The organism is Arthrobacter sp. SW1 (genome assembly GCF_001766675.1).
In the GTDB taxonomy this organism is placed as follows: Bacteria; Actinomycetota; Actinomycetes; order Actinomycetales; family Micrococcaceae; genus Arthrobacter.
Genome location: NZ_MJLT01000002.1, coordinates 98,695 through 120,535, shown reverse-complemented (window position 1 = coordinate 120,535; position 21,841 = coordinate 98,695). Strand labels below are relative to the sequence as shown.

Here is a 21,841-nt window from a genome sequence, read left to right as displayed (position 1 = left end):
TCGGGCATTCCGCGCGCCGCGCGCCCGGCGTACGCTGACACTACCCCGCGATTTCGGAGACACCATGCACTCACGCCCATCGCACCACTCCCAAGGCCACAGGAAATTGCTGCAATGCGCCATCGCGGCAGGCGCCCTGCTGCTCCTGGCAGCGCTCGCCTGGCGAAGCCTGCGCATGCCGGAACCAAGACCACGCCGCGATGGCCCGCCTTCAACGCCCGCCCCTTCGCTTAACTACTAAGCAAGCTTATAATTGATCTTGGGCGCACACTGCGCCGATTGTTCAAGAGACCATAGGAGTATCCCCATGGGACTGGATGACAAGATCAGGAATGCCGCGCAAGAGGTCGCAGGCAAGGCCAAGGAAAAAGCCGGAGAAGCCACGGACAACGAGGAACTCGAAGCCGAGGGCACGGCCGAGCAGATCAAGGCCAATGCGAAACAGGCCGGGGAACGCATCAAGGACGCCGCCGACGACGCGAAGGACGCGTTCAAGCGGGACTAAGGCTACGGCACCTGCTGCGCAGGTGCGCAGCCAACCCATTCCTCCATTCCGGGAAAGGACGTACCGGCAATGAACACCCTGTTGGTAATCGCCGGCATTATTGCCATTGTTTTGCTGCTTGTCGGAGGGTTCAACCAAGCCCTTAATTTCCTTCTTTGGGTCGGCTTGATCCTCCTTGTCCTGGCCGTACTCGGCTGGGTCCTCGACCGGGCCAGGGGCAGCCGGACTCCTTAGCAGGACGGCATGCGCACATTACGCGGGATCCTCGCGATCATCACCATATTGTGGCTGGTCGCGGGGATCGTCGCTGCCGCACAACGGGGCCTGTTCAGGGAACCTCCTGAACACTGCTCACAAGCCGCCACCATCGCTGCCGTGATCGTGGCGGGCCCCCTGAACTACCTGGGACTCAACCCGCGGCTTGGCTGCGAACTCCCGCAGCCATCGTCCTGACACAGCTGATCGGCACCAAGGAGGCCCGATTTGGCGTGCCCACCGAACCCTGCCGTGCTCGGCATCCTCGCGTCCTGTTGCCTCGCCCTCTGCTCCTGCGGGGCGCCGGTTGAACAAACAGCGGCCGGCGCCATCAACCAGGCGGCCTCCGCTGTGGAAAGCAGCGCCCTGGCCCTCGATCTCCTAGCCGGGGAACGGGCAGGAACTCCCGTCGTTGAAACCAGTCTGGAAGATATGTCGGGCGAGCTCGAAGAAGCCCGGAAGGAACTCCAGGACACATTGCCGGAGACCGCGGCGGAGCGGGAACTCCATCAGCGCAGCAGCAAGGCCTTGGAGCGGGCCGAAGGGGCGCTCAGCCGGGCCCGCCACGCCCTCGCCGCCAAGGACTTCCCCGGCCCGACGCAGGAAAACCCGGATCTCGGGGCCGCACGCGCGGCACTGGCCGCCTCTTCCGCGGAACTCGGGCAACTGCGTGAACAGCTCGGGAGCGGGCGGTGAAACGGCTGCTTGGGGTCGCCCTCGGAATCCTGACGGCGATCGGCGGCTTCGTCGACATCGGCGACCTGGTGACGAACGCCGTCGTCGGTTCGCGTTTCGGCATGTCCCTGATCTGGGCGGTCGGCGTCGGGGTGGTGGGAATCTGCCTGTTCGCCGACATGTCCGGGCGCGTGGCCGCGGTCTCCGGCAGGGCCACCTTCGAAGTGATCCGCGAAAGACTGGGCCCGCGCGCCGGGTTGGCGAACCTTGGCGCATCCTTCTTCATCAACCTCATGACCGTGACGGCTGAAGTCGGCGGTATCGCCTTGGCCCTGCAACTGGTGACCAGCGTGCACCACCTACTGTGGATCCCGGTGGCGGCATTCGCTGTCTGGCTGGTGATCTGGCGTGTGCGCTTCAAGATCATGGAAAACGTTGCCGGCTTGCTGGGCTTATGCCTGGTGGTGTTCGGGATCGCCCTGTTCCTGCTGCAGCCCGACTGGGGCCAGCTGGCAGGCCAGGCCTTTGCGCCCTCGGTGCCGGAAAGCGAAAGCGCCGCGGTCTATTGGTTCTATGCGATCGCCCTGTTCGGCGCGGCCATGACCCCGTACGAAGTGTTCTTCTTTTCCTCAGGGGCCGTGGAGGAAGGCTGGAAGGCCAAAGACCTGGTCCAGTCACGGATCAATGTGCTGGCGGGCTTTCCCCTCGGCGGCCTGCTGTCGGTGGGAATCGCTGGATGCGCCGCCGTCGTGCTGTTGCCGAAAGGAATCGAGGTAACCTCGCTTTCGCAGATCGTGCTGCCTGTTGCGGAGGCCGGCGGGAAGCTGGCCCTGGCCTTCGCCCTGATCGGCATTACGGCTGCGACTTTCGGCGCCGCATTGGAAACGACGCTGTCCAGCGGCTACACCCTGGCGCAGTTCTTCGGTTGGTCCTGGGGTAAATTCCGCCGCCCGGCGCGCGCAGCACGTTTCCACCTGGCGATGATCATATGCCTGCTGGTCGCCATGGCAGTGCTGCTCAGCGGCGTGGACCCGATCCTGATCACGGAATATTCGGTGGTCTTTTCCGCCATCGCCCTCCCCCTGACCTACCTGCCGATCCTCATTGTCGCCAACGATCCGCAATACATGGGCCCGCACGTCAACAGCCGCCTGGTCAACTTCGCCGCGAACATCTACCTTCTGGTCATCCTCGCGGCCTCCCTCGCCGCAGTGCCGCTCATGATCATCACAGGAGCCGGAGCATGAAGAAGACGCGCCTCTCCCCCGAATCCCTTGAACCGGCACCGCCGGCCGGCGGCCAAGTACTCGACGCGCAACTCCATCTGCTGGACCGCCAGGTGATCGACGTCGACGGCCTGCCCGTCACCACGGTGGATGACCTCGAACTCGAAGGGGTCGACGCCGATGTGCCCGTTTCCCTGGGCAGTTCCGCGCCGGTGATCTCGGCCCTGCTGACCGGACCGGTGCTGGGCACGCGGATCTTCGGCGGGCGGCCGCCGTCGAGCAGGCTGATCAGGATCCCCTGGCGGGACGTCGCCGCCGTCGACGTCACGATCAGGCTGGGCGTCCGCAGCGAAGGTTTGGCGGCCGGCTGGGTGGAGCGCTGGATCCGGGACAAGATCATTTCGCGCATCCCGGGAGGAAAACATGATCCTGAGTGACGTGATCGGTTCGTCCGTGCACAGCGCCGACGGCGAAGTGCTGGGGCGGGTGGCGGACGCGCGGTTCGTGCTGGACGAACAGCCGGGGCAACTCCTTGCCGGGGCCCGCCTGCAGGGCCTGATTGTCAGCCCGCATTCCGCGGGGTCCTTCATGGGTTACGAGCGCAGCGACGTCAACCGGCCGTGGCCGTTCGCCCGGATGATGGCTTGGTGGCACCGCGGCTCGTTCCTCGTGCTGTGGGAGGACATCGAAGCGATGGGCCCGGAAGTAGTCAGGCTCCGCGAAGGCTTCAGCGCCTACCAGCCCGCACTGCAAGCGAACGCGCCCGGATAAGGCTCGCCTGCCTTATCCGGGCGCGTCCGCCAGCTTGCAGCTGTTTCAGTCGTCCGGCGGCCGGACCGCCAGGTCCGGGTCCGCGCCCTCAGCGGCCTTTCCGGGCGTGTCCTCCCTGGCGGCCTCCTCCCGGCCTTCGGGATACTCACCGGCGGTGTAGTCGTCCTCGTCGGGACCCGGTTCTCCTTCCTCGGGCGGAACAGAGCCGCCGTCGCCGTAATTGCCTTCGGTGTAGCGGCCGCGTTCCTCATCCTCGGGCGAGATGCCGCGCCTGTCGTTATTCCCAGGCACAGCTGCGTTCTCAGGCATGGCTGCGCCGCCCCACGATCAGCCCGTAGATCAGCAGGACGATAACGGAGCCGCCGATGGCCAGCAGCCAGGTCTGCAGGTCAAAGAATTCCTGCAGTCCGGAGCCGAAGATCAAGCCGCCGAGCCAACCGCCCAGGAAGGCGCCGACTACTCCGAGGAGTAGGGTGACGAGCCAGCCGCCGCCCTGCCTTCCGGGAAGAAGGAGTTTGGCAATGGCGCCCGCGATCAGGCCGAGCAGGAGAAATCCGAAGAATCCCATGGTGTTCTCGCTTCCTTTGTGTTTGCGTTCGATTGCGCTGGTCAGTAATTGCAGGAGTCAGTGATGACGCCTTAGTGGTTGCGGAGGGCGTCGATCAGTTCCGACTTGGTCTTGGAGGAATAGCCTTTCAATCCGAGTTCCTTGGCCCGGGCTTTGAGCTCCGGGACCGTGCGGTCCTCGTAGTCCTTGGCATTCGCGCCCTTGCTGCCCACCTTCTTCCGGCCTTCCTTGGCCGCGGCATTCGAGATGCGGGCCGCTTTTTCCTTTGAGGCGCCGTCTTCACGGAGTTCCTCGTAGAGCTCAGGGTCTTTGAGGCTCGGGTTCTTCTTTCCGGGCATGGTTCAGCTCCTTCCGTCAGCTGCTTGTCATGCTTCGGTCTGTGCGTTCGGGCTGCGTTTCGGGTTCATGTTGCGGCCCGGGTTGCGGTTCCGGCTCCGGCCACGACGGGTCCGGCGGCGGGCCGGGCATCGGCCGGGGAAATGGCTCCGGAACATCCGGGCCCGGTGCGGGCTCGGGAGTGGGTACGGGAACCGGAAGCGGGAAAGGCTCCGGATCGCGGGCCGGCTCGGTGGCCGGCGGAATCTGCGAATACTCGGTGTTCATGGGCTGCTCCTTGAATCTTGGGGATTCATGGTGGCGTCCCGCCAGGTGACGTCGGCTTCAACCTTCAGTCTAGGCCGGACTCGAAGGAGGCATAACCCCCTATCGGGTCCGTGCGAAAGTGCAGCGGCCTGCTGCACCGTCGCGCACGGCCGGGGTAGGTGAGCGAATGTTGCAACGGATTGTTGCAACAAATTTCCGGGACAGTGACGGCCAAGCCGCGGCCACGTACGTAGATCATCCGAATTGCGGCCTGGCCATCGCTAGCTCAGGTCGACCTTCTTCAAGTATTCAAAGTGGTTCTTGACGTGGCTCGACACGTCAACATTCCGCACCTTGTCTGAACTCGACTTGAAGCCGCCAAGGCCAGCTGCCGCTTCTGCCTGCGCCACGCCATAGGCGAACTTCAAAACGGCGTCATTGGCCGAATGGTAGTTGTACACCGTGCCATCAACAACGGAGGCAAGGTTGCACCAATCGCTCTTCGCACCGATGGCTGCTCCAAGGAGATGAAGTGCTTGGACTCTCGGGGCAGTTGCCTTGCCGGCAAGTGTCTGGGCCGCGACAGTCATGGCACGCGCTCCGAGGCTATGGCCAATGAGAACATATGAGTCAGTGGTTGTCCGGGCAAGCAGGTCCGCAACGATAGCGCCCGTCTTCTCGGCCCGGTTCTTGGCCACATGCCACGGATTCTTTGCTAAGTCGACTGCAAGCAAGGCCGGAGCCAGGGGACCAAGCTTCTTGGCAGCCAACTTCGCGGCTTTCGCCGCCGATTCTTTCAGTGCCGCGATGCCGAGTAACTTCACCGCACCTTCGCCGCCGAGCACAGTCAGGTGTTTGAGTTCCTTCGCGCCCCAATGGACCCGATATACGGGGGAGTCTGGGTATCGCTTTGTCACGAGCTCCCGCCATTCGCCCCAGCCCTTCCCGGTTTCGCTGAGGAATCCGTTGCAGACGATCACGGGCACCCCCGAACCACCCTGCAACATCTCAATATGGAACGACTTGTCCTGCCGGACATACGCATTCATGACGGAGGCACCCAAGGCGCCGCCCAATGCAGCACCGCATGCAGTGACAACCAAAGTCCCCCCGGCCATGCCCAAGCCGCCAGCGGCCACTGCACCACCACCGAGAAGGGCCAAGCCGTAGCTGGTGGCAGCCGCACCGGAGAATCCTCCAAGCAGCGATCCCACCGCCCCTCCAATAGCTGCTGCCCCCAGGTAGGCAAGCGGACCACCCGCGACAAGTCCCATACTGGTGAATCCCGCAATCTTGGTGGCGCGGGCGAGGTTCGGTTTGTCGTATTTCAGGAAATGTTTGTAATCCCCAAGGTCCCCTATCTTCCGGTCTGCCTTATCGAAGCCCGGAATCTCATGACGATGCTCCGCGCAATACCGCGGTACTTGGACGGCCCCGCGTCCACGTACCGCCATGTTGTTACAACCGATGCCCGCACAGGGCAGGGTGGGCGTGCCGCACTCGACGCACACAAACGCCGGGGTCTGCCCGACCGACAGCTTCGCCTTCCTATGCGGGTGCTCACCAAAGCAAGCAGAACACCAGCCCTGCTTTTCCTCATCAGTCAATTCGTCTGACACGACGGCGATCCACTCGGCTTCTTTTCGCAGAGATTCGGCCCGTTTCTCTGCGTTCCGCTGTAGTTCCTGCTCTGGCAGGCTGACAGCTTCCTGCCTAGCCCTCGCAAATGCCCAAGCCGTGCTCACCAGAACGCGGTTGGCTCCGAGGCCGGCCTCGTCGAAAGTGGGATTAGCGTCCGCAATATCACCGGACAGCACGAGCCGCTGACCGCTGGGCGAAGTGACCCGGCATTCGAGACGGTCACCGTCAATGACCCGGGCAACGACCTCTGACGACTTCTGCATGTTAGATAACCCCCATAGCGTTCCCCACTCGGAGTGGTGGGACGATGTCAATCTTTGCACTTCAAACCGTTGCAGAAATGCCTGCCTGGATTGTTACTCCGCCACGAAGGCTGATTCGTAGGCCTTCGCCTGAGTGGGTGTGAGTTTGCCGTTTACCCGCAACATAGCTGTCCCGGAGAAGTAGTGATATTCCGTGCCGGCCACCGGGCCCATTTCCTTCAGCATCTTCTGGATGTAGTCGGACCTGGTTTTCATATCTTCAGCGTTCGCGAACACTTCGATGACAGCTCCACCGTCGATGCCGCTCCTTTCGGGCATCGCGCGCTTGTCGCCAATCCACGCGAGCGAGACGTACTGGCCAGGACGCCCGAGGAGGTTATTTTCATCTGTAGCCTCGGTTACTGCCGTGACCTTTGCGATTTCGGGAATCCTCGCCTTCAGGGCGCTCGCCAAAGCGGTAGCGTCGGCGGGTTTTTCCTCCGGAGCCGGAGCCTCGCTCACCACGGCCGCTGAGGATTGTGCAGGCGCCGCATCGTTCCCACCACCAGTAGAGCAGCCCGTAAGGCTGATGGCGCCCACCACCAGCAAGATTGCGTACAACTTGAGCCTTTTCATGGTTCTCCTGTTTGTTTAGCCGTTCATGTTTAACGGCGCACGGATTCTGCCCGCCCCGCAGCCGCCTGGCTGCGGGGCGCCTTTGATCATCCGGGAATCTGGATCCGGGCCGCTTCCTTAAAGAGCGGATCCGAGATCGAGATCGTCACAGGCCCGGCAGTAATGTCGAAGACGATCAGCCCACGGGACTTGTCGCCTGGGAGGACATCCCCGACGGCCAGCTGGCCTTCAGCGAACATGTTCAGGGCTCCTTTGCGGCCGTTGGAGTCTTTTGCGGCGAAGTACAGCGGGTTCGAGCTCGTGGAGCCGGCTTCGGTCTCCCAGAGAACGTCGAGCACCAGGTAGCTTCCGTTCTTCGGCGGCGTGGAGAACGCCGAGTCCAGCGATGCCACCCGCTTCGCCGAAACGATGGTGATCCGGGCGGTGTTGCCGTTGCGCATATTCGCGCTAAAGGGCTTCCCGACCACCGCGCCCTTGGCTTCGGCGGTTGCAGCTTCCTTTGCATCCGGCGCCTGCGGGGCCTCCTTCGGCGCGTCCTTGGACGCAGCTACTTTGGGTGCCTCAGCGGACGATGCATTGCCCGCTTCCGGGCTGGTGCCTCCGGAACCGGCGGAGCAAGCACCGAGGCCCAGGCCGACGGCCAGGAAGCCGATTGTGGCGATCGCTTTGGCCCGCAGGCCGAAGGAAGAAGTGTGTTCGAGAGACATGGGAATCCTTTCCGTTGTGAGTTAATGCCGTTGAAAATCGCCGCAGGTAGCGGCCTACTGCTTTTCCCAGGTACCGCAGCGGCTGGACTTGAAGTCCTGGCCGGCGGCAACGGTCACGCTGGGCCGACCGCCGCCCGGCAGGTCGTTTTCGATGATGTCCCCGCCATTGGAGCCGCTCGTATAGAGGCCCCAGTAGCAAGAGGAGCCAACGTCGGCGGTCGCGCGGTACGTGCCCGGCGCGATGTCCCGGCCTACCGTCCAGGTGCCGTCGCCGACGGTATTCTTGGCCTTCTCCTTCTCGGTGGCAGTGACCGCCTCTTCGCGCTTCTTGACTGCGGCCTGCGCGGTCTTGAGTTCGGCTTCCGCGGCGGCAACATCCGTCTCGCGCTGGGCTGCCTTTGCCTCACGGGCAGCGATGCCGTCCTCCAAGGCCTTGTATTTGGCTGCCAGCTCTTCGAGCTGGCTCTGTGTGCCGGCCTTTTCTTCGACCACCACTTTGTATTCCGGGCTGGCCTTGGGATCGTGCAAGGCAGTCCCGACGACGACGGCGGCAACCAACAGCGCAAGCACGCCCACCGTCGCTGCGGCGACCTTCGCCGTCGTGCGTTTTGCTGCCGGCTTGCCGGTCTGTGCGTCCATGAATGTCCCCCATTCGTGTGTGCGATGAAAGTCGCGGAGGCGGAAATCCGGTCCCCATTCATCCGGTTTCCCGGCCTCCGCTCGACGCCAGGCTCGCATTCCCGGCGTCGTGGAATCACCGTAGAAGGCCGCCTGGAACAACAAACAAGAATTGCTTGATAACCCGGGTTATCAGCCAAACTGCCCGAAAATGTCCAGCGTCACCGATAGCCTGTCCCTACAACGCACGGAAGGGGGCCGCAATGGACAAGCTCAAGGCAGAGCTTCGGATGACGCTCAGCGATGTCGCTGCGCTTGCCAAAGTCCAGCGCCCCGTGGTGTCGATGTGGCGGAGCCGCAGCCTCGGAACAGCAACACCCTTCCCTGCTCCCGTATCCAGTGAGCGGGGGCGCGATCTATTCAGCGCAGCTGAGATCGTCACCTGGTTGCAGGCAACCGGGCGTGGGAACAATCCCGAGGCCGCCGGCGACGTCGCTGCGTTTGCGAGCCGTCCGGGCGCAGGTCCCGGAAACCGCCATGATTTTGAGGCCCTCACAGCGTGCCTGGCGCTGCGTTCCCTCGAAGGAACCTCACTTGCCGCCTTGGACCGGGACGAGCTGCTCGATCTTGCTGACGAACATGATCCCGACGATTCGTTCCTCTATTCCGAGCTGGAAACCGCGCCGGAAGTAGAAGCCTTGGCGGCGCACGCTGACGTGCTTGTCGACAGCCACTACAGTGCCCCTGCCGCGTTCGAAGCATTGCTCCAGGACCGGTTCCGGTCCGGAATCCGGGAACACGCCAGCATCGCTTTGACCGAACCCGCAATGGACCTTGTTGCCGCACTCGCGGTGGAGCTGGCCGCCGGCTTCGGGACCGATCCTGTTTTTGTTGATCCCACTGCGGGCGGCAGCGACCTGCTCCTGCAGATTGTCCAGCGCATTGACGACACCCGCCCGGTTTCCGTGCTGACCATGGAGGACGACCGCGCCGCGGCCCGTTTGGTGCGCCGCCGCCTCCTCGTGCACGGCGTGGACCACTCGGTGCTGGCTGTCCGGCCGGAAGGCATCTTTGAGTTTGAAGGGCCGGCAGTCTGGGTAGCCCAGTTCCCATCTCCGGGAGCCCCTGACCTGGACGGTTCAGGAATCCTCAACTCCATCCACCGTCTCGTGTACTCCATGGACCACACCCAATGGGCGGTAGTCATTGCCCCGGCGGCCGTCTTGAGTGATAGCCTGCCGCGCAAACTCGAGCTGGCACGGGCGGAACTGATTCGCTCATCTCGGGTCCGCGCCGTCGTTCGTTTGCCGCAGGGGCTGGTCCGCCAGAAGCCCCGTGAGGCACAGGCGCTGTGGGTGCTCGGCCCGCAAAACGATGTGGAGATCGCCGAACGCTGGACCATGGTGGCGGATATCAGCGTCCGCGATCTGTCCCCGGCAGTCAGCGGGAACCTTGTGAGCGACATCGTGGCCTCGGCGGGTAGCCGGGAAACAGTACGCGCCCACGCTTTCAGTTATGCCAAGCTTGTGCCCACCCGCCACCTTCTTGCCCGCAGCGGCGGCCTCACCTGGTCCATGCCCTCCCGGCGGGCTGTCCCGGAAAACCGGCAAGCGGAGACCGAGCTCAGGCTTGAGGCCCTGCTCCGCCGGCTGGACCTGGGCTCCGAGCTTGGCCGGTCCTTCGCCACCGCCGCGCATAGTACAGCTCCCCCGCCTGGCCCCGTCGCCGTCCAGGACATGCTCGCGGCCGGCCACCTCAAGTACATCAACGGGTCTCGCCTGGATGCGGCTGACCTGAACCCGGAAGAACCGCGGGGGCAGCGTCCGCCGGGCCTCCCCGTCATTGGTGTTCCCGAACTCCTTGACCGGGACGGCACTGTGCCGCAAGTGACTGTGCCGCAAGTGGTGAACCTGATCGGCCTGAGCCGGAAATACCCTTCCGCAAGGCTTACCCGCCGGGGCGACATCATTTTCTGTACCAGCCCGCACCCGAGGGCGATGGTGGATACGGAAGGCGGCTCCGTCATCGCGTTTCCGGCCCGGATCTTGAGGATCGACGACGGCGACCCCGGCGGGCTGAGCGCGGCTGTCGTGGCCGCTGACATCAACTCTGTCCCGGCCGCCGACAAGCTTTGGCGCCAGTGGCGGCTGCGCCGCACGCCGGACCGCCAGCACCAGGCGCTTGCCGCCGTCTTGGGCAGCCTGCAACACGAACGGGCCCGGGCACGGCAACGCCTCGAAGACCTCACTGAACTGGCTACGCTGATCCTTGACGGCGTAGCCGATGGAAGCCTGGCCCTGGCTGAAACAGGGCCAAACACCGCCGATCCCGGCACGCCCGCAGCACCGAAAGAAGGAACACCCTGATGCCCCCGAAAGCCAAGCCGAAGGTGGACGCCGCGCCGTCCACCATGAAGGAACTCAAGGACACCCTGTGGAAGGCCGCGGACAAGCTGCGCGGCTCCATGGATGCCTCGCAGTACAAGGATGTGATCCTGGGCCTGGTGTTCCTGAAGTACGTGTCCGATGCTTTCGAGGAACGGCGCGGAATCATCGCCGCCGAGCTGGAAGCGGACGGCCTCGATGAGGACCAGATCGCCCAGTTTATCGACGACGTGGACGAGTACACCGGCCACGGCGTGTTCTGGATTCCGGCCCGCGCCCGCTGGGGCTACCTTGCCGAAAACGCCAAGGGCCTGCCCGCCGCGATGGGTGAGCCCGCGAAGTCGGTGGGGCAGCTGATCGATGAAGCCATGGACATGGTCATGGACTCCAACCAGACCCTGAAGGCCACTCTCCCCCGCATTTTCAACCGGGACAACGTGGACCAGCGCCGCCTGGGCGAACTGCTGGACCTCTTCAACTCGGCGCGCTTCACGGGCGTTGGAGGCGGCCGTGCCCGCGATTTGCTGGGCGAGGTGTACGAATACTTCCTGGAGAAGTTCGCCCGTGCCGAAGGCAAGCGAGGCGGCGAGTTCTACACACCCGCCGGCGTGGTCCGTGTGCTGGTGGAGGTGCTGGAACCGCACAGCGGCCGCGTGTACGATCCGTGCTGCGGCTCGGGCGGCATGTTCGTGCAGACGGAGAAGTTCCTGGATGCGCACAACGAGGACCGCACCGCGATCTCGGTCTATGGGCAGGAGCTGAACGAGCGCACCTGGCGGATGGCCAAGATGAACCTTGCCATCCACGGCCTGAACGCCAACCTGGCCAACCGCTGGGGCGACACTTTCGCCCGGGACCAGCACCCGGACATGCAGGCCGACTACATCATGGCCAACCCGCCCTTCAACATCAAGGACTGGGCCCGTTCCGAGTCCGACCCCCGCTGGAAGTACGGCGTCCCGCCGGCCGGCAATGCCAACTACGCCTGGATCCAACACATCCTGTCCAAGCTGGCCCCTGGCGGATCCGCGGGCGTGGTGATGGCCAACGGTTCCATGTCCTCAAACTCCGGTGGCGAGGGCGATATCCGCGCCCAGATCGTGGAGGCGGACCTGGTCTCCTGCATGGTGGCGTTGCCCACGCAGCTGTTCCGCAGCACGGGCATCCCGGTGTGCACTTGGTTCTTCGCGAAAGACAAGACAGCCGGCCCTAAGGGTTCCGTGGACCGCACCGGCCAGGTGCTGTTCATCGACGCGCGGAACCTGGGCCACATGGTGGACCGCGCCGAGCGAGCCCTGTCCGATGAAGACATCGCGAAGATCGCGAACACCTTCCACGCCTGGCGCGGGACCGCTTCCGCTCTTTCCGCCGGGTTGGAGTACGACGACGAGCCCGGCTTCTGCTATTCAGCCACCCTCGCCGAGATCAAGGCAGCCGACTACGCGCTGACGCCCGGCCGTTACGTCGGAGCCGCCGAGGTAGAGGACGACGGCGAGCCGATCGACGAGAAGATCGCACGACTTTCCAAGGATCTGTTCGAGCAGTTCGAGGAATCGGAGCGCCTGGCGAAGGTTGTGCGCGAGCAGTTGGGGAGGGTGCTGTGAGTTGGACAAAGACAACTCTTGGTGAAGTGTGTGCCTCGGGCGGAGGAGCCATCCAGACCGGACCGTTCGGAAGCCAACTCCATGCTTCTGACTACGTCGAGACAGGCGTCCCAAGCGTGATGCCACAAAACATCGGTGACAACGCAATCGTCGAAGAAGGAATCGCCAGGATCACGGAGGCTGATGCCACCAGGCTCGCCAAGCACAGACTTCGCCCCAATGACATCGTCTACTCCCGCAGAGGAGATGTTGAGCGCCGCGCACTTGTCCGTCCCGAGAATGCAGGATGGTTGTGCGGGACCGGATGTCTCAAAGTAAGTTTCGGCGACGCCCCGGTAGTTAGTCCCGCCTTTATCTCTTACTACCTCGGCACCGAGGAATCTCGGGAATGGATTGTTCGGCATGCAGTCGGTGCCACGATGCTCAATCTCAACACAAAGATCCTCGCCGCAATTCCGCTAACGCTCCCGCCGCGCAGTGAACAGGAAGCCATCGCCGAAGTCCTCGGCGCCCTCGACGACAAGATCGCCGCCAACACCAAACTCGCCACCACTGCGGATAGCTTGGCGGTGGCCGAGTTCCAGCACGCCGTCCGAGATGTCGCCTTGTCCGAGCAAACATTCGCGGATCTCGCGACTGTTTCGGGAGGAGGAACTCCTAGTACCAAGGTGCTCGAATACTGGGATGGAAATATCTCTTGGGCAACCCCGACAGACGTGACGCCCCTTTCGGGCCCCTATCTCGAATCAACAAGCAGGTCCATTACCGAGGCCGGCTTGACTGCATGCGCTTCATCGCTTTATCCGGCCGGCTCAATTCTCATGACGTCGCGGGCAACCATTGGCGCTTTTGCATTCGCTCAGAAACCCATGGCAGTGAACCAGGGATTCATCGTTGTCCAACCGACAGATACTGAGCTCAGTCCGTGGATCTTCCATGAAATGCGCAGCCGTGTCGACGAATTCATCGCCCACGCAAACGGCGCAACCTTCCTGGAGCTCAGTCGCGGGAAATTTAAGAGTTTCAAGGTACGCCTCAGCACTTCTGCCGCAATGAATGCATTCGGCAAGGAAGCAGCAAGGCTCCATGAAGTTGCTTCACATGCTCTCCGTGAGAACCGCACTCTCGCCGCCACCCGCGACGCCCTCCTCCCCCAGCTCATGTCCGGCAAACTCCGCGTCAAGGACGCGGAGGCCGTCTTGGAGCAGGCCGGGGTGTAGGCATGCAACACATCTCGCGTAGGGAACCGTCAATTGGGCAACGCCTTGCACAATCTCTACAGCCCCTTCGCCAGGTCATAATGTCCGAGCCCATCGGTAGCTTGAAGGCAAGCAAGCCGACCGCGGAAAGGGACTCCCATGACGACTCCGAGTAAGCAGAACCCGGCAGATTCGAACAAGATGGGCATTGGTCCCGGAACGCGCAAGCACGCGGGCGGTGCCTCGTTCCCCGGGACTCCAGCGAAAAGCACCATGCCGCAGTGGTACCCGGAGTTGCTGGCGGCTGTCTCCAACGAAGTCTATTCAGGTCGTTCAAGGGCAGTATCGGCAGCCAACCACGAGATGCTGCTGTCATACTGGGCCGTCGGCAATGAACTGGTGAAGCGCGAGTCGGCAGAAGGCTGGGGCAGCAAAGTAGTTGTGCGACTGTCGGCAGACCTACGCTCGTCATTTCCTGGAGCCAGTGGTTTCTCGCCTCGAAACCTCCGCTACATGAAGTCGTTCGCTGAAGCATGGCCGGACTTCCCAATGTTGCAAGCGCCGCTTGCAACATTGCCCTGGTACCACCAGATCGCTTTGTTGGAGAAGCTCAGCGATCCCGGAGCCCGCCTCTGGTACGCGGCGGCCGCCGTCGAACACGGCTGGTCCCGCAACGTCCTGGTCCACCAAATCGAGGCCAAGGCGATGGAACGCTCCGGAAAGGCTGTCAGCAACTTCGTCGCGACGCTTCCGCCGGAGGATTCTGACCTGGCGCAGCAGTCATTCAAGGATCCTTACGTCTTCGATTTTGTCTCCATGACGGACAGGCGAAACGAACGCGAACTCGAAAACCAGCTCGTGGACCACATCCAAAAATTCCTGCTGGAACTCGGCCAGGGCTTCGCCTTCGTCGGCCGCCAGGTGCGGCTGGTCATCAACGAAGACGAGTTCTTCACGGACCTGCTCTTCTACCATTTGAAGCTCCGCGCCTACGTGGTCATCGAACTCAAAGCGACGAAATTCGACCCCAGCTACCTCGGCCAGCTTGGCATGTATATGGCCGCGGTGGACGACCTGCTGGCGCACAAGGATGACAAACCGACCATCGGCCTGCTCCTGTGCAAATCCAAGAATGACCTCGTGGCGGAATACGCCCTTCGGACCACGCAAATGCCCATCGGCGTCTCCGAATGGAAAACCGAAATCGTGGAATCATTGCCGGAAGAATTCGCAACAACCTTGCCCAGCGTCGAAGAGCTCGAAGCAGAGCTCTCCCAGGACATCCCGGCGCAGGACATCAGCAACACAACGGTTAATCAGGGGGACTCACCGTGACAGACACCATTGCAGGACAATTCCATCCGGCCGGCTTTTCCGAAGCCGACTGGGAGGGCCTTACGCTCGACCTCCTGGGTGACCTCGGCTGGGAGCCAAAAACCGGCGATCAGATCGCCCCCGGCACCGACGAACGCGACAGCTGGGACGAACTGCTCATCAGGCCTCGCCTCATGGAAGCGCTCCAGCGTCTGAACCCGCACGTGCCGGTCCAGTACCTCCACCAGGCCCTCTCCGAAATCGCCGCCCCCGGATCCAACGACGCCATCACCGAGAACCACCGCATCCACAACTACTTTGTAGACGGCTACCGGCTCAGCTACATCGACTCCGACGGAAGCGAAGTCAACCCCACCATCCGCCTCATCAGCGCCGAACCGAGCGAGAACAACTGGCTCGCAGTCAACCAAATAACGCTCGTCCAGGGCGATTACCGCCGTCGCCTGGACGCGGTTCTCTACCTCAACGGCATGCCCGTCAGCATCATCGAACTCAAGAAAGCCGGCAACCTCCACGCCGACGTCGCCGCCGCGCACGCCCAGCTCCAGACCTACCTGCGCGAATTCCCCATGGCATTCCGCTTCTGCGTCCTCACCCTCGTCTCCGACGGGATCGACGACAAATATGGAACGCCTTTCACTCCCCTTAATCACTTCTCGCCATGGAACGTCGACGACGACGGCGTCCCGGTTCCGCGCGGAACCCTCGACGAAAACGGCGACGCCGTCACCCCTCTGGAGACCGCCCTCGCCGGCCTGTACAACCCGGAGCGCTTCCTCCAGTTGCTCCGCAACTTCACCGCCTTCGACCAGGGATCCGACGGTCTGACGAAGCGGATCGCCAAGCCGCACCAGTACTTCGCCGTCACCAAAGCGGTGGGCAGCACCGTCCAGGCCGTCGAGAGCAATGGCAAGGCCGGCGTCGTCTGGCACACCCAGGGCTCCGGCAAGTCCATGGAAATGGAGCTGTACAGCAACTTGGTGGCGCGCCACCCCAAGCTGAAGAATCCCACGGTGGTGGTCATCACCGACCGCAACGAACTGGACGGCCAGCTTTACGAAGGTTTCGCGCGCAGCCTGCTCCTCGCCGAATCGCCCAAGCAGATCCGCCGACGTTCCGAGCTCCGCGAAGAACTGAGCAACCGCACCACCGGTGGCATCTACTTCACCACGCTGCAGAAGTTCGGACGCAGCAAGGCCGAGAGGGACTCCGGCACCGAGCACCCGCTGCTGTCAGACCGGCGGAACATCATCGTCGTCGTCGACGAAGCCCACCGCTCCCATTACGACGACCTGGACGGATACGCCCGCCACCTGCGCGACGCGCTGCCCAATGCCACCCTGATCGCCTTCACCGGAACGCCGATTACCTTCGAAGACCGCAACACGCGCGAGGTGTTCGGCGACTACATCGACATCTACGACCTCAGCCGTGCGGTGGAGGATGGCGCCACGGTCCCGGTTTACTTCGAGCCCCGGCTCATCAAGGTGGGGCTGGCCTCCGACATCACCGAGGACACCCTTGACGAAGCGGCGGACGAGGCGACCTTCGGCCTGGACGATACCGAGCGTGCACGCATCGAGGCGAGTGTCGCCGTCGTGAATGCCGTGTACGGTGCGCCGCAGCGCATCGCCGCCCTGGCGGAAGACCTCGTGGCCCACTGGGCGAACCGCCGCCAGCGCATGCACCAGTACGTGGAATCACCCGGCAAGGCGATGATCGTCGGCGCAACCCGGGAAATCTGCGCCAAACTGTACAACGCGATCGTGGAACTGCGCCCCGACTGGCACTCCGACGATCTCAGCCAGGGCAAGATCAAGGTGGTCTATTCGGGCACCGCATCGGATGTTGCGCCGGTTTCCATGCATGTCCGCCGCGACTCCCTGAACGCTGTGGTCAAGGAACGTCTCAAGGACGCCGAGGATGAACTCGAACTGGTGATCGTCAAGGACATGATGCTCACCGGTTTCGATGCTCCTCCCTTGCACACCCTGTACCTGGACCGTCCACTCAAGGGCGCCTTGCTCATGCAGACCCTGGCGCGGGTCAACCGCACTTTCCGCGGTAAGGAAGACGGACTGCTGGTGGCCTATGCCCCTCTGGCCGACAATCTGGCGAAGGCGCTGAGCGAGTACACGCAGGCGGACCAGGAACACCGGCCTGTGGGTCGGAACATCGATGAGGCCGCCGCGCACACCCGCCAGCTCGTTGACATTCTCCGCGGACTGCTTGCCGGGTATGACTGGAAGACAGTCTTGATGAAGGGCGGCCCGAAGGCTTACATCAATGCGGTCACCGGCGCCGTGAACTACCTGCGCGCTCCCGAAACTCCCGGCAATCAGCCGGCTGAAGGCGAAGAGTCGCTGGCTTCACGCTACCGCCGGCATGCAAGCCAGCTCTCCCGTGCCTGGGCAATTTCCTCCGGATCCGAAACTCTCGCCGAGCTCAGGCCGGAAATCCAGGTGTACGAGGAAATCCGGGTGTGGATGGCCAAGTACGACGCCATCGACCGCCAGGCTTCAGGCAAGCCAGTGCCGGAAGAAATCCGACGCCTGCTGGGTGAACTGATCGCTTCCGCTACCAGTTCCGGCGAGGTGCTCGACATCTACGAGGCCGCGGGTATGCCGAAGCCGTCCCTGGACGACCTGACCCCGGAATTCATGGCGAAAACGCAGAAGGCGAAGAATCCGCAGCTGGCCATCGAGGCGCTGCGCAAGCTGATTGCCGATGAGACTGTGAAGTCGACGCGCAACAACATCATCCGGCAGCGCGCCTTTTCGGAGCGGATCAACGAGCTCATGAGGAAGTACACCAACCAGCAGCTCACATCGGCCGAGGTCATCGCGGAGCTGGTGGAGCTCGCCCGCGAGGTGGCGGCCGAATCTAAGCGCGGCGAGCACTTCACTCCCCCGCTGAACTCGGACGAACTCGCCTTCTACGATGCCGTGGCACAGAACGAATCCGCCGTGGAAATCCAGGGCGAAGGCGTGTTGGCCGACATTGCCCGGGAGCTTGTCGCTGTAATGCGGCGAGACGTCCGCACCGACTGGACAGTCCGCGACGACGTCCGCGCGAAGCTCCGCTCATCCATCAAACGCCTTCTGGTCCGCTTCGGGTATCCGCCGGACAAGCAGCCCGAGGCCATCAAGCTCGTGATGGAACAGATGGAGTCCATGGCGCCGCGGTATGCGGAGAGCCACTCCTAGAATTTCCGCTAAGCAAGACTGAAAGCACTACGAAAAATGGGGAAAATGACTAGCTTTGGTGCAAGCAGAATCCGGCCGGTCCGGCAGCGGAAGGACGGATACCGATGATCAAGCGTCTTCTTGTTGTCTTTATGATCCTTGCCTTGGGCGGCCTCGGCGCGGCAAACATGTTCGGGGTCAATCCGCTTGCGTTCCTCCAGATCAACCAAGACCGACCAGCGCTGCTGAAATCCATCACCACCGTCAGCCAGCACCACGGCGCGATCGGCAACTTTGAGGTGATTCTCGATGAAAAGGACAGCAATGCCGAATGGCTGCCAACCTTTTTCGTGGGAAGGCGGACCTTGTTCGTCGCGGCGGGAAGTGTGAACGCCTATGTCGATCTTTCGGGCCTCACCGAGAATGACCTGACAGTGTCCCAGGACGGCAAATTGGTCACAGTACGCCTACCCGAAGCGCAACTCGACAAGCCGAAGCTTGATCTCGAGCGGTCGTATGCATTTTCGGAGGAACGTGGCGTTTTCGACCGGCTTGCGGACACGGTTCAGGCACCCCAACAGGCCCCGATTTACAAAGCCGCGGAAGAGAAAATCACCGCTGCTGCTGAAGAGTCGGAGCTTCGGACAAGGGCTTACGAAAGCACCAAGGCCATGCTGAGCGGGATGCTGAAGTCATTAGGGTATGAAGCGAAATTCGAGACTGGCCAGTGAGGCTAGCAACTACGTGTCTGGCCGAAGGAAACTATCTCTTGCCTGTATGCGCGATTCGCCCACAAATCTGGATCAAGGGGAGCCATAAGACCTTGATCCCACCACCAGGGCGGGATGGAATGAACAGCAGCGAAGGACTGCGCCGTTGAAACAGCCAAAACGGGTTCAACTGGGCGATGCCGGCGAAGACGCGGTGGGGGTTTTCTTCAAGCAGCTTGGATGGGGCCCGATTCCAACTAACCGGCAAGACTTGGGGACCGACCTCTTTATTCAGCTTCGCACTGAAGAGCAAGTCGATCTTGGAATGCTGCTGGGGGCGCAAATAAAGACCGGTGATAGCTGGCTCAGCGAACCAGCTATCTACAAGGGTCGTGAAGGCTATTGGTTTCGCGAAAAGGGGCGCGCCCATGCCTCGTACTGGACCAACCACGATGTACCGCACATCTTAGTTCTCCAAAGCGCGGACCTAGCCACGACCCGAGTTTGGGCCGCATTGAACAAACGGAACATCGTTCATACCCGCCGTGGCTTCAAAGTCTTCGTCCCAGCCGATCAGCGGCTTGATAGGACCTGGACCAACGAATGGCTCGAGCTTGCAGCCAAGGCTCGCGAAAAAATAGTCTTGGAAGGAAGCCGCTGGTCATTCTCCAAGGAAGATCTGGCTGAATCAGAATGGCCCAGGTTTTCCCTGATTGCTCCGCGCCTCATGTCCCCACACCCGAACAGAGGCTATGCGGAACCCATTGGATGGCCAGAGGCCGTCGCGATTTGTATCGAGGCGCATCCGGACCGGTGGGACTACTTTGCGGCCAAGCACGAATCGGTTCCTGATGTGGCGTCAGCTCTCCTCAGTACAGAACCCGGTTGGCGTTTCGCCTCAGCAGTCCACGCATGGATCACCGAAGGAGAATCTCGTGCCTTGCGCGGCCTCAATCTTGACGATGGTGGCCGCGAACTCCGCGTTGCTCGTGCGATCTGCCTGTCCGCAGCGGAGAGTGACAGGTTCGCATTCGACGAAGCCCTGAAGGCCCTCGAATCTGAGATGGTCGATGACGAGATTTCCGCCGAACAAGCATGGCTGAATCTTTATTATGCAAGGCTCTTGACTGAACGCGGCGAACCTATGAAGGCCTTATCCATACTTAGGCGTACCAGCGATCTGATTGCCGCCATCACCCCCGACGTTACAGTTTCCGCTCTCAGATCCGCCGCCCTCTGGGGAATCTACGAACTAACCGAGGACATCGGTACAGACTTCGCAAATGTAGTAACCGCGATGGACACCGCCACCGCATGGTGGCGGAATCAGGCCCTAGCGAGTGGGCTTGAGTCCGCAGCAGAACGCAGATTCGACACGTGGGCGAAATCCCAGGCGATCCATCTCGCTGGCACTCATTCAGCACACAACGAATTGCTAGCTGCCGCGATTTCTGCTCGCTTGGCCGGTAACCATGGAGGCTGGCGACACGCCCTTGGACTACTCGCGATGGTGGATCTATCAATGAGCCCGGTGAAGACTCTCGGAAGCAGCGGCATCTCCGTAGCTGACAGCCTGGATGCCATGCGAAAGGCAGGCGATCACAACAAGCTAGCCTTGGCCTTAAGGAAGATACGCGAAAACGGACCACTCACGGATCTCCAGCAATTCATGTCAACGATCCGCCCCAAGACCATCACCCGGACCACGTGGCGGGCAGACCTCGCGGCGTTGAATATTGCCGGCAGCTATTGCACACCAGAGACGGCGACTGAACTCATTTCCTTCCTCGCGGATGGGCTAGAAAACGAAGCAATGCACGGGGCAGCATTTGGTGACGTGCTCCCTGGAGATCGAATCTGTGAAGCACTGAATGGACTAAGCGATTTCTTCACGGCCTCAGACGAAGAACGACTGATTCACTATGCTTTGGGCCTTGAAGGCGACGCAACCGCGCTGCTAGAACGGCCTCTCTCAGGCCTCCTGCGGAAAATTACCCCCGAGATCCTTCAAGGGCACGAAGATGCGTTCGCTTCAAGAGCCAACGATGCGACGCCTGAGTGGCTACATCGTCTTTACGCGCTCTATTCGCCCAGAGCACGGGAAGTCCTGCACGAGGCCCTCATCCAAGGCGATTTGAGAGCAGTGGAACTTCTCGGACGATACGACCGACTCACTCTGGAAGAGGTCAACGCCCTAGTAGGAACATGTGCAAATTCGTTTGAACAGTTCAATCGAGCCAGTGGAAGAATCGCGGGACCTGGGATCGATGCCGGACACCTATGTGCCGCTCTCGCAATCAATTTCCCTGGTTCACAGGCATGGGATGTTCTCGTCGACTTCCTATGTGATTACGACGCCCACAAGGCACCAAAGCGCCGCGCTTGCAAAGCTGTTGCTGGAAATATCGAAGACCTTCCCGAAAGATTTCGAGCTCGGCTTGTGGAAGCTCTCAGGGCCTCAATAGCCGATCAACGACCTGACCAATCTGAACCGTTCTACCCAAACATTGGAGGAGCGTTTCACGAATTGCTTCTGAGTCTGCTCCCGGATTCCGATACGACTCGGTCCATTCTTGAAGGAGCTCTGCTATCCGGGACCGCGAATGCACGCTGCGACGCGGCTGACTATTTCTTCAGGAAAGAGGGTTCGGAGACGGTTCTGCTCGCACTCGCCGGTGACTCTCAAGATGAGGTCGCTGCACATGCGATCTTCAATCTCGCCAGAGCCGTGGCCCGAAATAGCGACGTCCACGCTGTCTACATAGAAGCTTTGAAGACGTTCTCGACCTTCGACGGAGAAAGAACCGCCCTGCAGATCATAGACGGGCTGGAAACGGGCACGGCACGGGAGGATCTCACTGAGCTCCTGAGTCGCCTCAGCAAGCATCCCAGCGTGGCTATCCGCCGTCGTGTGGACATCCTAGTACAGCAATTAGACGCCTAACGATCATTCACACTTGGTGGCTGGAGGTAGGGGACGATCCAAACTCAAGAAGTG

Annotated in this window: 21 protein-coding genes; 14 read left to right on the top strand and 7 right to left on the bottom strand. The window is 61.9% G+C overall.

Annotation, left to right across the window (positions count from 1 at the left end):
• Window positions 1–307: 307 nt before the first annotated feature.
• The 7 genes from BIU82_RS03685 (at window position 308) to BIU82_RS03660 (ending at window position 3,432) form a co-directional block, all read left to right on the top strand.
• Window positions 308–505, top strand: coding sequence for a CsbD family protein (locus BIU82_RS03685; RefSeq protein WP_070348116.1), 198 nt, complete (start codon window positions 308–310; stop codon window positions 503–505).
• Between the two features lie 69 nt (window positions 506–574).
• Window positions 575–739 carry a DUF4175 domain-containing protein gene (locus tag BIU82_RS19585; protein ID WP_139146493.1) on the top strand — a complete coding sequence of 55 codons (165 nt, stop codon included), beginning with the start codon at window positions 575–577 and terminating at the stop codon, window positions 737–739.
• 9 nt (window positions 740–748) lie between these two features.
• Window positions 749–958: a hypothetical protein gene (locus BIU82_RS03680; RefSeq protein WP_070348115.1), complete on the top strand. Its 210-nt coding sequence runs from the start codon at window positions 749–751 to the stop codon at window positions 956–958.
• A gap of 30 nt (window positions 959–988) precedes the next feature.
• Window positions 989–1,456: a hypothetical protein gene (locus BIU82_RS03675; protein ID WP_139146492.1), complete on the top strand. Its 468-nt coding sequence runs from the start codon at window positions 989–991 to the stop codon at window positions 1,454–1,456.
• On the top strand, window positions 1,453–2,682 hold the full coding sequence (locus BIU82_RS03670) for a divalent metal cation transporter (RefSeq protein ID WP_070348113.1): 1,230 nt from the start codon (window positions 1,453–1,455) through the stop codon (window positions 2,680–2,682). Before BIU82_RS03675 ends, BIU82_RS03670 begins: the two co-directional genes overlap by 4 nt.
• Window positions 2,679–3,098 (top strand): hypothetical protein, encoded by a 420-nt coding sequence (locus BIU82_RS03665; protein WP_070348112.1) that lies wholly within the window; start codon window positions 2,679–2,681, stop codon window positions 3,096–3,098. Before BIU82_RS03670 ends, BIU82_RS03665 begins: the two co-directional genes overlap by 4 nt.
• On the top strand, window positions 3,085–3,432 hold the full coding sequence (locus BIU82_RS03660; protein ID WP_070348111.1) for a PRC-barrel domain-containing protein: 348 nt from the start codon (window positions 3,085–3,087) through the stop codon (window positions 3,430–3,432). Before BIU82_RS03665 ends, BIU82_RS03660 begins: the two co-directional genes overlap by 14 nt.
• A 45-nt stretch (window positions 3,433–3,477) precedes the next feature.
• Here the strand turns inward: BIU82_RS03660 and BIU82_RS03655 are convergent, their stop codons facing one another.
• The 7 genes from BIU82_RS03655 to BIU82_RS03620 all read right to left on the bottom strand — a co-directional run bounded on the left by BIU82_RS03655 (window position 3,478) and on the right by BIU82_RS03620 (window position 8,447).
• On the bottom strand, window positions 3,478–3,741 hold the full coding sequence (locus tag BIU82_RS03655) for a hypothetical protein (RefSeq protein ID WP_070348110.1): 264 nt from the start codon (window positions 3,739–3,741) through the stop codon (window positions 3,478–3,480).
• The gene (locus BIU82_RS03650; protein WP_070348109.1) at window positions 3,734–4,000 is read right to left on the bottom strand and encodes a GlsB/YeaQ/YmgE family stress response membrane protein; all 267 of its coding nucleotides are present in this window, start codon (window positions 3,998–4,000) and stop codon (window positions 3,734–3,736) included. Before BIU82_RS03650 ends, BIU82_RS03655 begins: the two co-directional genes overlap by 8 nt.
• A 71-nt stretch (window positions 4,001–4,071) precedes the next feature.
• Window positions 4,072–4,338: a Rho termination factor N-terminal domain-containing protein gene (locus tag BIU82_RS03645; RefSeq protein ID WP_070348108.1), complete on the bottom strand. Its 267-nt coding sequence runs from the start codon at window positions 4,336–4,338 to the stop codon at window positions 4,072–4,074.
• Between the two features lie 525 nt (window positions 4,339–4,863).
• Entirely contained in the window at window positions 4,864–6,486 is a 1,623-nt protein-coding gene (locus tag BIU82_RS03635) for a DUF726 domain-containing protein (RefSeq protein WP_070348106.1), read from the bottom strand.
• A 93-nt stretch (window positions 6,487–6,579) separates the two neighbouring features.
• Window positions 6,580–7,101 (bottom strand): hypothetical protein, encoded by a 522-nt coding sequence (locus BIU82_RS03630; protein WP_070348105.1) that lies wholly within the window; start codon window positions 7,099–7,101, stop codon window positions 6,580–6,582.
• An 86-nt stretch (window positions 7,102–7,187) separates the two neighbouring features.
• Complete coding sequence (locus tag BIU82_RS03625; protein WP_070348104.1) at window positions 7,188–7,808, bottom strand: hypothetical protein; 621 nt, start codon at window positions 7,806–7,808, stop codon at window positions 7,188–7,190.
• A gap of 54 nt (window positions 7,809–7,862) precedes the next feature.
• A complete protein-coding gene (locus BIU82_RS03620; RefSeq protein WP_070348103.1) occupies window positions 7,863–8,447 on the bottom strand; it encodes a hypothetical protein in 585 nt (194 codons plus the stop codon).
• Window positions 8,448–8,689: 242 nt separating this feature from the next.
• Between BIU82_RS03620 and BIU82_RS03615 the strand changes: the two genes are divergently transcribed.
• From BIU82_RS03615 to BIU82_RS19250, 7 genes are all read left to right on the top strand, one after another.
• On the top strand, window positions 8,690–10,792 hold the full coding sequence (locus BIU82_RS03615; protein WP_070348102.1) for a hypothetical protein: 2,103 nt from the start codon (window positions 8,690–8,692) through the stop codon (window positions 10,790–10,792).
• The gene (locus BIU82_RS03610) at window positions 10,792–12,414 is read left to right on the top strand and encodes a class I SAM-dependent DNA methyltransferase (protein ID WP_070348101.1); all 1,623 of its coding nucleotides are present in this window, start codon (window positions 10,792–10,794) and stop codon (window positions 12,412–12,414) included. The genes BIU82_RS03615 and BIU82_RS03610 overlap by 1 nt, the downstream gene beginning before the upstream one ends.
• 119 nt (window positions 12,415–12,533) lie before the next feature.
• Window positions 12,534–13,634 carry a restriction endonuclease subunit S gene (locus BIU82_RS03605; protein ID WP_216098988.1) on the top strand — a complete coding sequence of 367 codons (1,101 nt, stop codon included), beginning with the start codon at window positions 12,534–12,536 and terminating at the stop codon, window positions 13,632–13,634.
• A 180-nt stretch (window positions 13,635–13,814) separates the two neighbouring features.
• Window positions 13,815–14,948 (top strand): PDDEXK nuclease domain-containing protein, encoded by a 1,134-nt coding sequence (locus BIU82_RS03600; protein WP_070348137.1) that lies wholly within the window; start codon window positions 13,815–13,817, stop codon window positions 14,946–14,948.
• Complete coding sequence (locus tag BIU82_RS03595; RefSeq protein WP_253182673.1) at window positions 14,945–18,154, top strand: type I restriction endonuclease subunit R; 3,210 nt, start codon at window positions 14,945–14,947, stop codon at window positions 18,152–18,154. Before BIU82_RS03600 ends, BIU82_RS03595 begins: the two co-directional genes overlap by 4 nt.
• A gap of 104 nt (window positions 18,155–18,258) precedes the next feature.
• Complete coding sequence (locus tag BIU82_RS03590) at window positions 18,259–18,864, top strand: DUF4230 domain-containing protein (protein WP_070348099.1); 606 nt, start codon at window positions 18,259–18,261, stop codon at window positions 18,862–18,864.
• A gap of 145 nt (window positions 18,865–19,009) precedes the next feature.
• A complete protein-coding gene (locus BIU82_RS19250; protein ID WP_074466403.1) occupies window positions 19,010–21,787 on the top strand; it encodes a DUF4365 domain-containing protein in 2,778 nt (925 codons plus the stop codon).
• Window positions 21,788–21,841 lie beyond the last annotated feature (54 nt).

Excerpts from the sequence above, each read along its gene's own strand:
- BIU82_RS03685 (WP_070348116.1), top strand. The coding sequence starts at position 308 with ATGGGACTGGATGACAAGATCAGGAATGCCGCGCAAGAGGTCGCAGGC.
- BIU82_RS19585 (WP_139146493.1), top strand. The coding sequence starts at position 575 with ATGAACACCCTGTTGGTAATCGCCGGCATTATTGCCATTGTTTTGCTG.
- BIU82_RS03680 (WP_070348115.1), top strand. The coding sequence starts at position 749 with ATGCGCACATTACGCGGGATCCTCGCGATCATCACCATATTGTGGCTG.
- BIU82_RS03665 (WP_070348112.1), top strand. The coding sequence starts at position 2,679 with ATGAAGAAGACGCGCCTCTCCCCCGAATCCCTTGAACCGGCACCGCCG.
- BIU82_RS03660 (WP_070348111.1), top strand. The coding sequence starts at position 3,085 with ATGATCCTGAGTGACGTGATCGGTTCGTCCGTGCACAGCGCCGACGGC.
- BIU82_RS03655 (WP_070348110.1), bottom strand. The coding sequence starts at position 3,741 with ATGCCTGAGAACGCAGCTGTGCCTGGGAATAACGACAGGCGCGGCATC.
- BIU82_RS03650 (WP_070348109.1), bottom strand. The coding sequence starts at position 4,000 with ATGGGATTCTTCGGATTTCTCCTGCTCGGCCTGATCGCGGGCGCCATT.
- BIU82_RS03645 (WP_070348108.1), bottom strand. The coding sequence starts at position 4,338 with ATGCCCGGAAAGAAGAACCCGAGCCTCAAAGACCCTGAGCTCTACGAG.
- BIU82_RS03635 (WP_070348106.1), bottom strand. The coding sequence starts at position 6,486 with ATGCAGAAGTCGTCAGAGGTCGTTGCCCGGGTCATTGACGGTGACCGT.
- BIU82_RS03630 (WP_070348105.1), bottom strand. The coding sequence starts at position 7,101 with ATGAAAAGGCTCAAGTTGTACGCAATCTTGCTGGTGGTGGGCGCCATC.
- BIU82_RS03625 (WP_070348104.1), bottom strand. The coding sequence starts at position 7,808 with ATGTCTCTCGAACACACTTCTTCCTTCGGCCTGCGGGCCAAAGCGATC.
- BIU82_RS03620 (WP_070348103.1), bottom strand. The coding sequence starts at position 8,447 with ATGGACGCACAGACCGGCAAGCCGGCAGCAAAACGCACGACGGCGAAG.
- BIU82_RS03615 (WP_070348102.1), top strand. The coding sequence starts at position 8,690 with ATGGACAAGCTCAAGGCAGAGCTTCGGATGACGCTCAGCGATGTCGCT.
- BIU82_RS03610 (WP_070348101.1), top strand. The coding sequence starts at position 10,792 with ATGCCCCCGAAAGCCAAGCCGAAGGTGGACGCCGCGCCGTCCACCATG.
- BIU82_RS03605 (WP_216098988.1), top strand. The coding sequence starts at position 12,534 with ATGCCACAAAACATCGGTGACAACGCAATCGTCGAAGAAGGAATCGCC.
- BIU82_RS03600 (WP_070348137.1), top strand. The coding sequence starts at position 13,815 with ATGGGCATTGGTCCCGGAACGCGCAAGCACGCGGGCGGTGCCTCGTTC.
- BIU82_RS03590 (WP_070348099.1), top strand. The coding sequence starts at position 18,259 with ATGATCAAGCGTCTTCTTGTTGTCTTTATGATCCTTGCCTTGGGCGGC.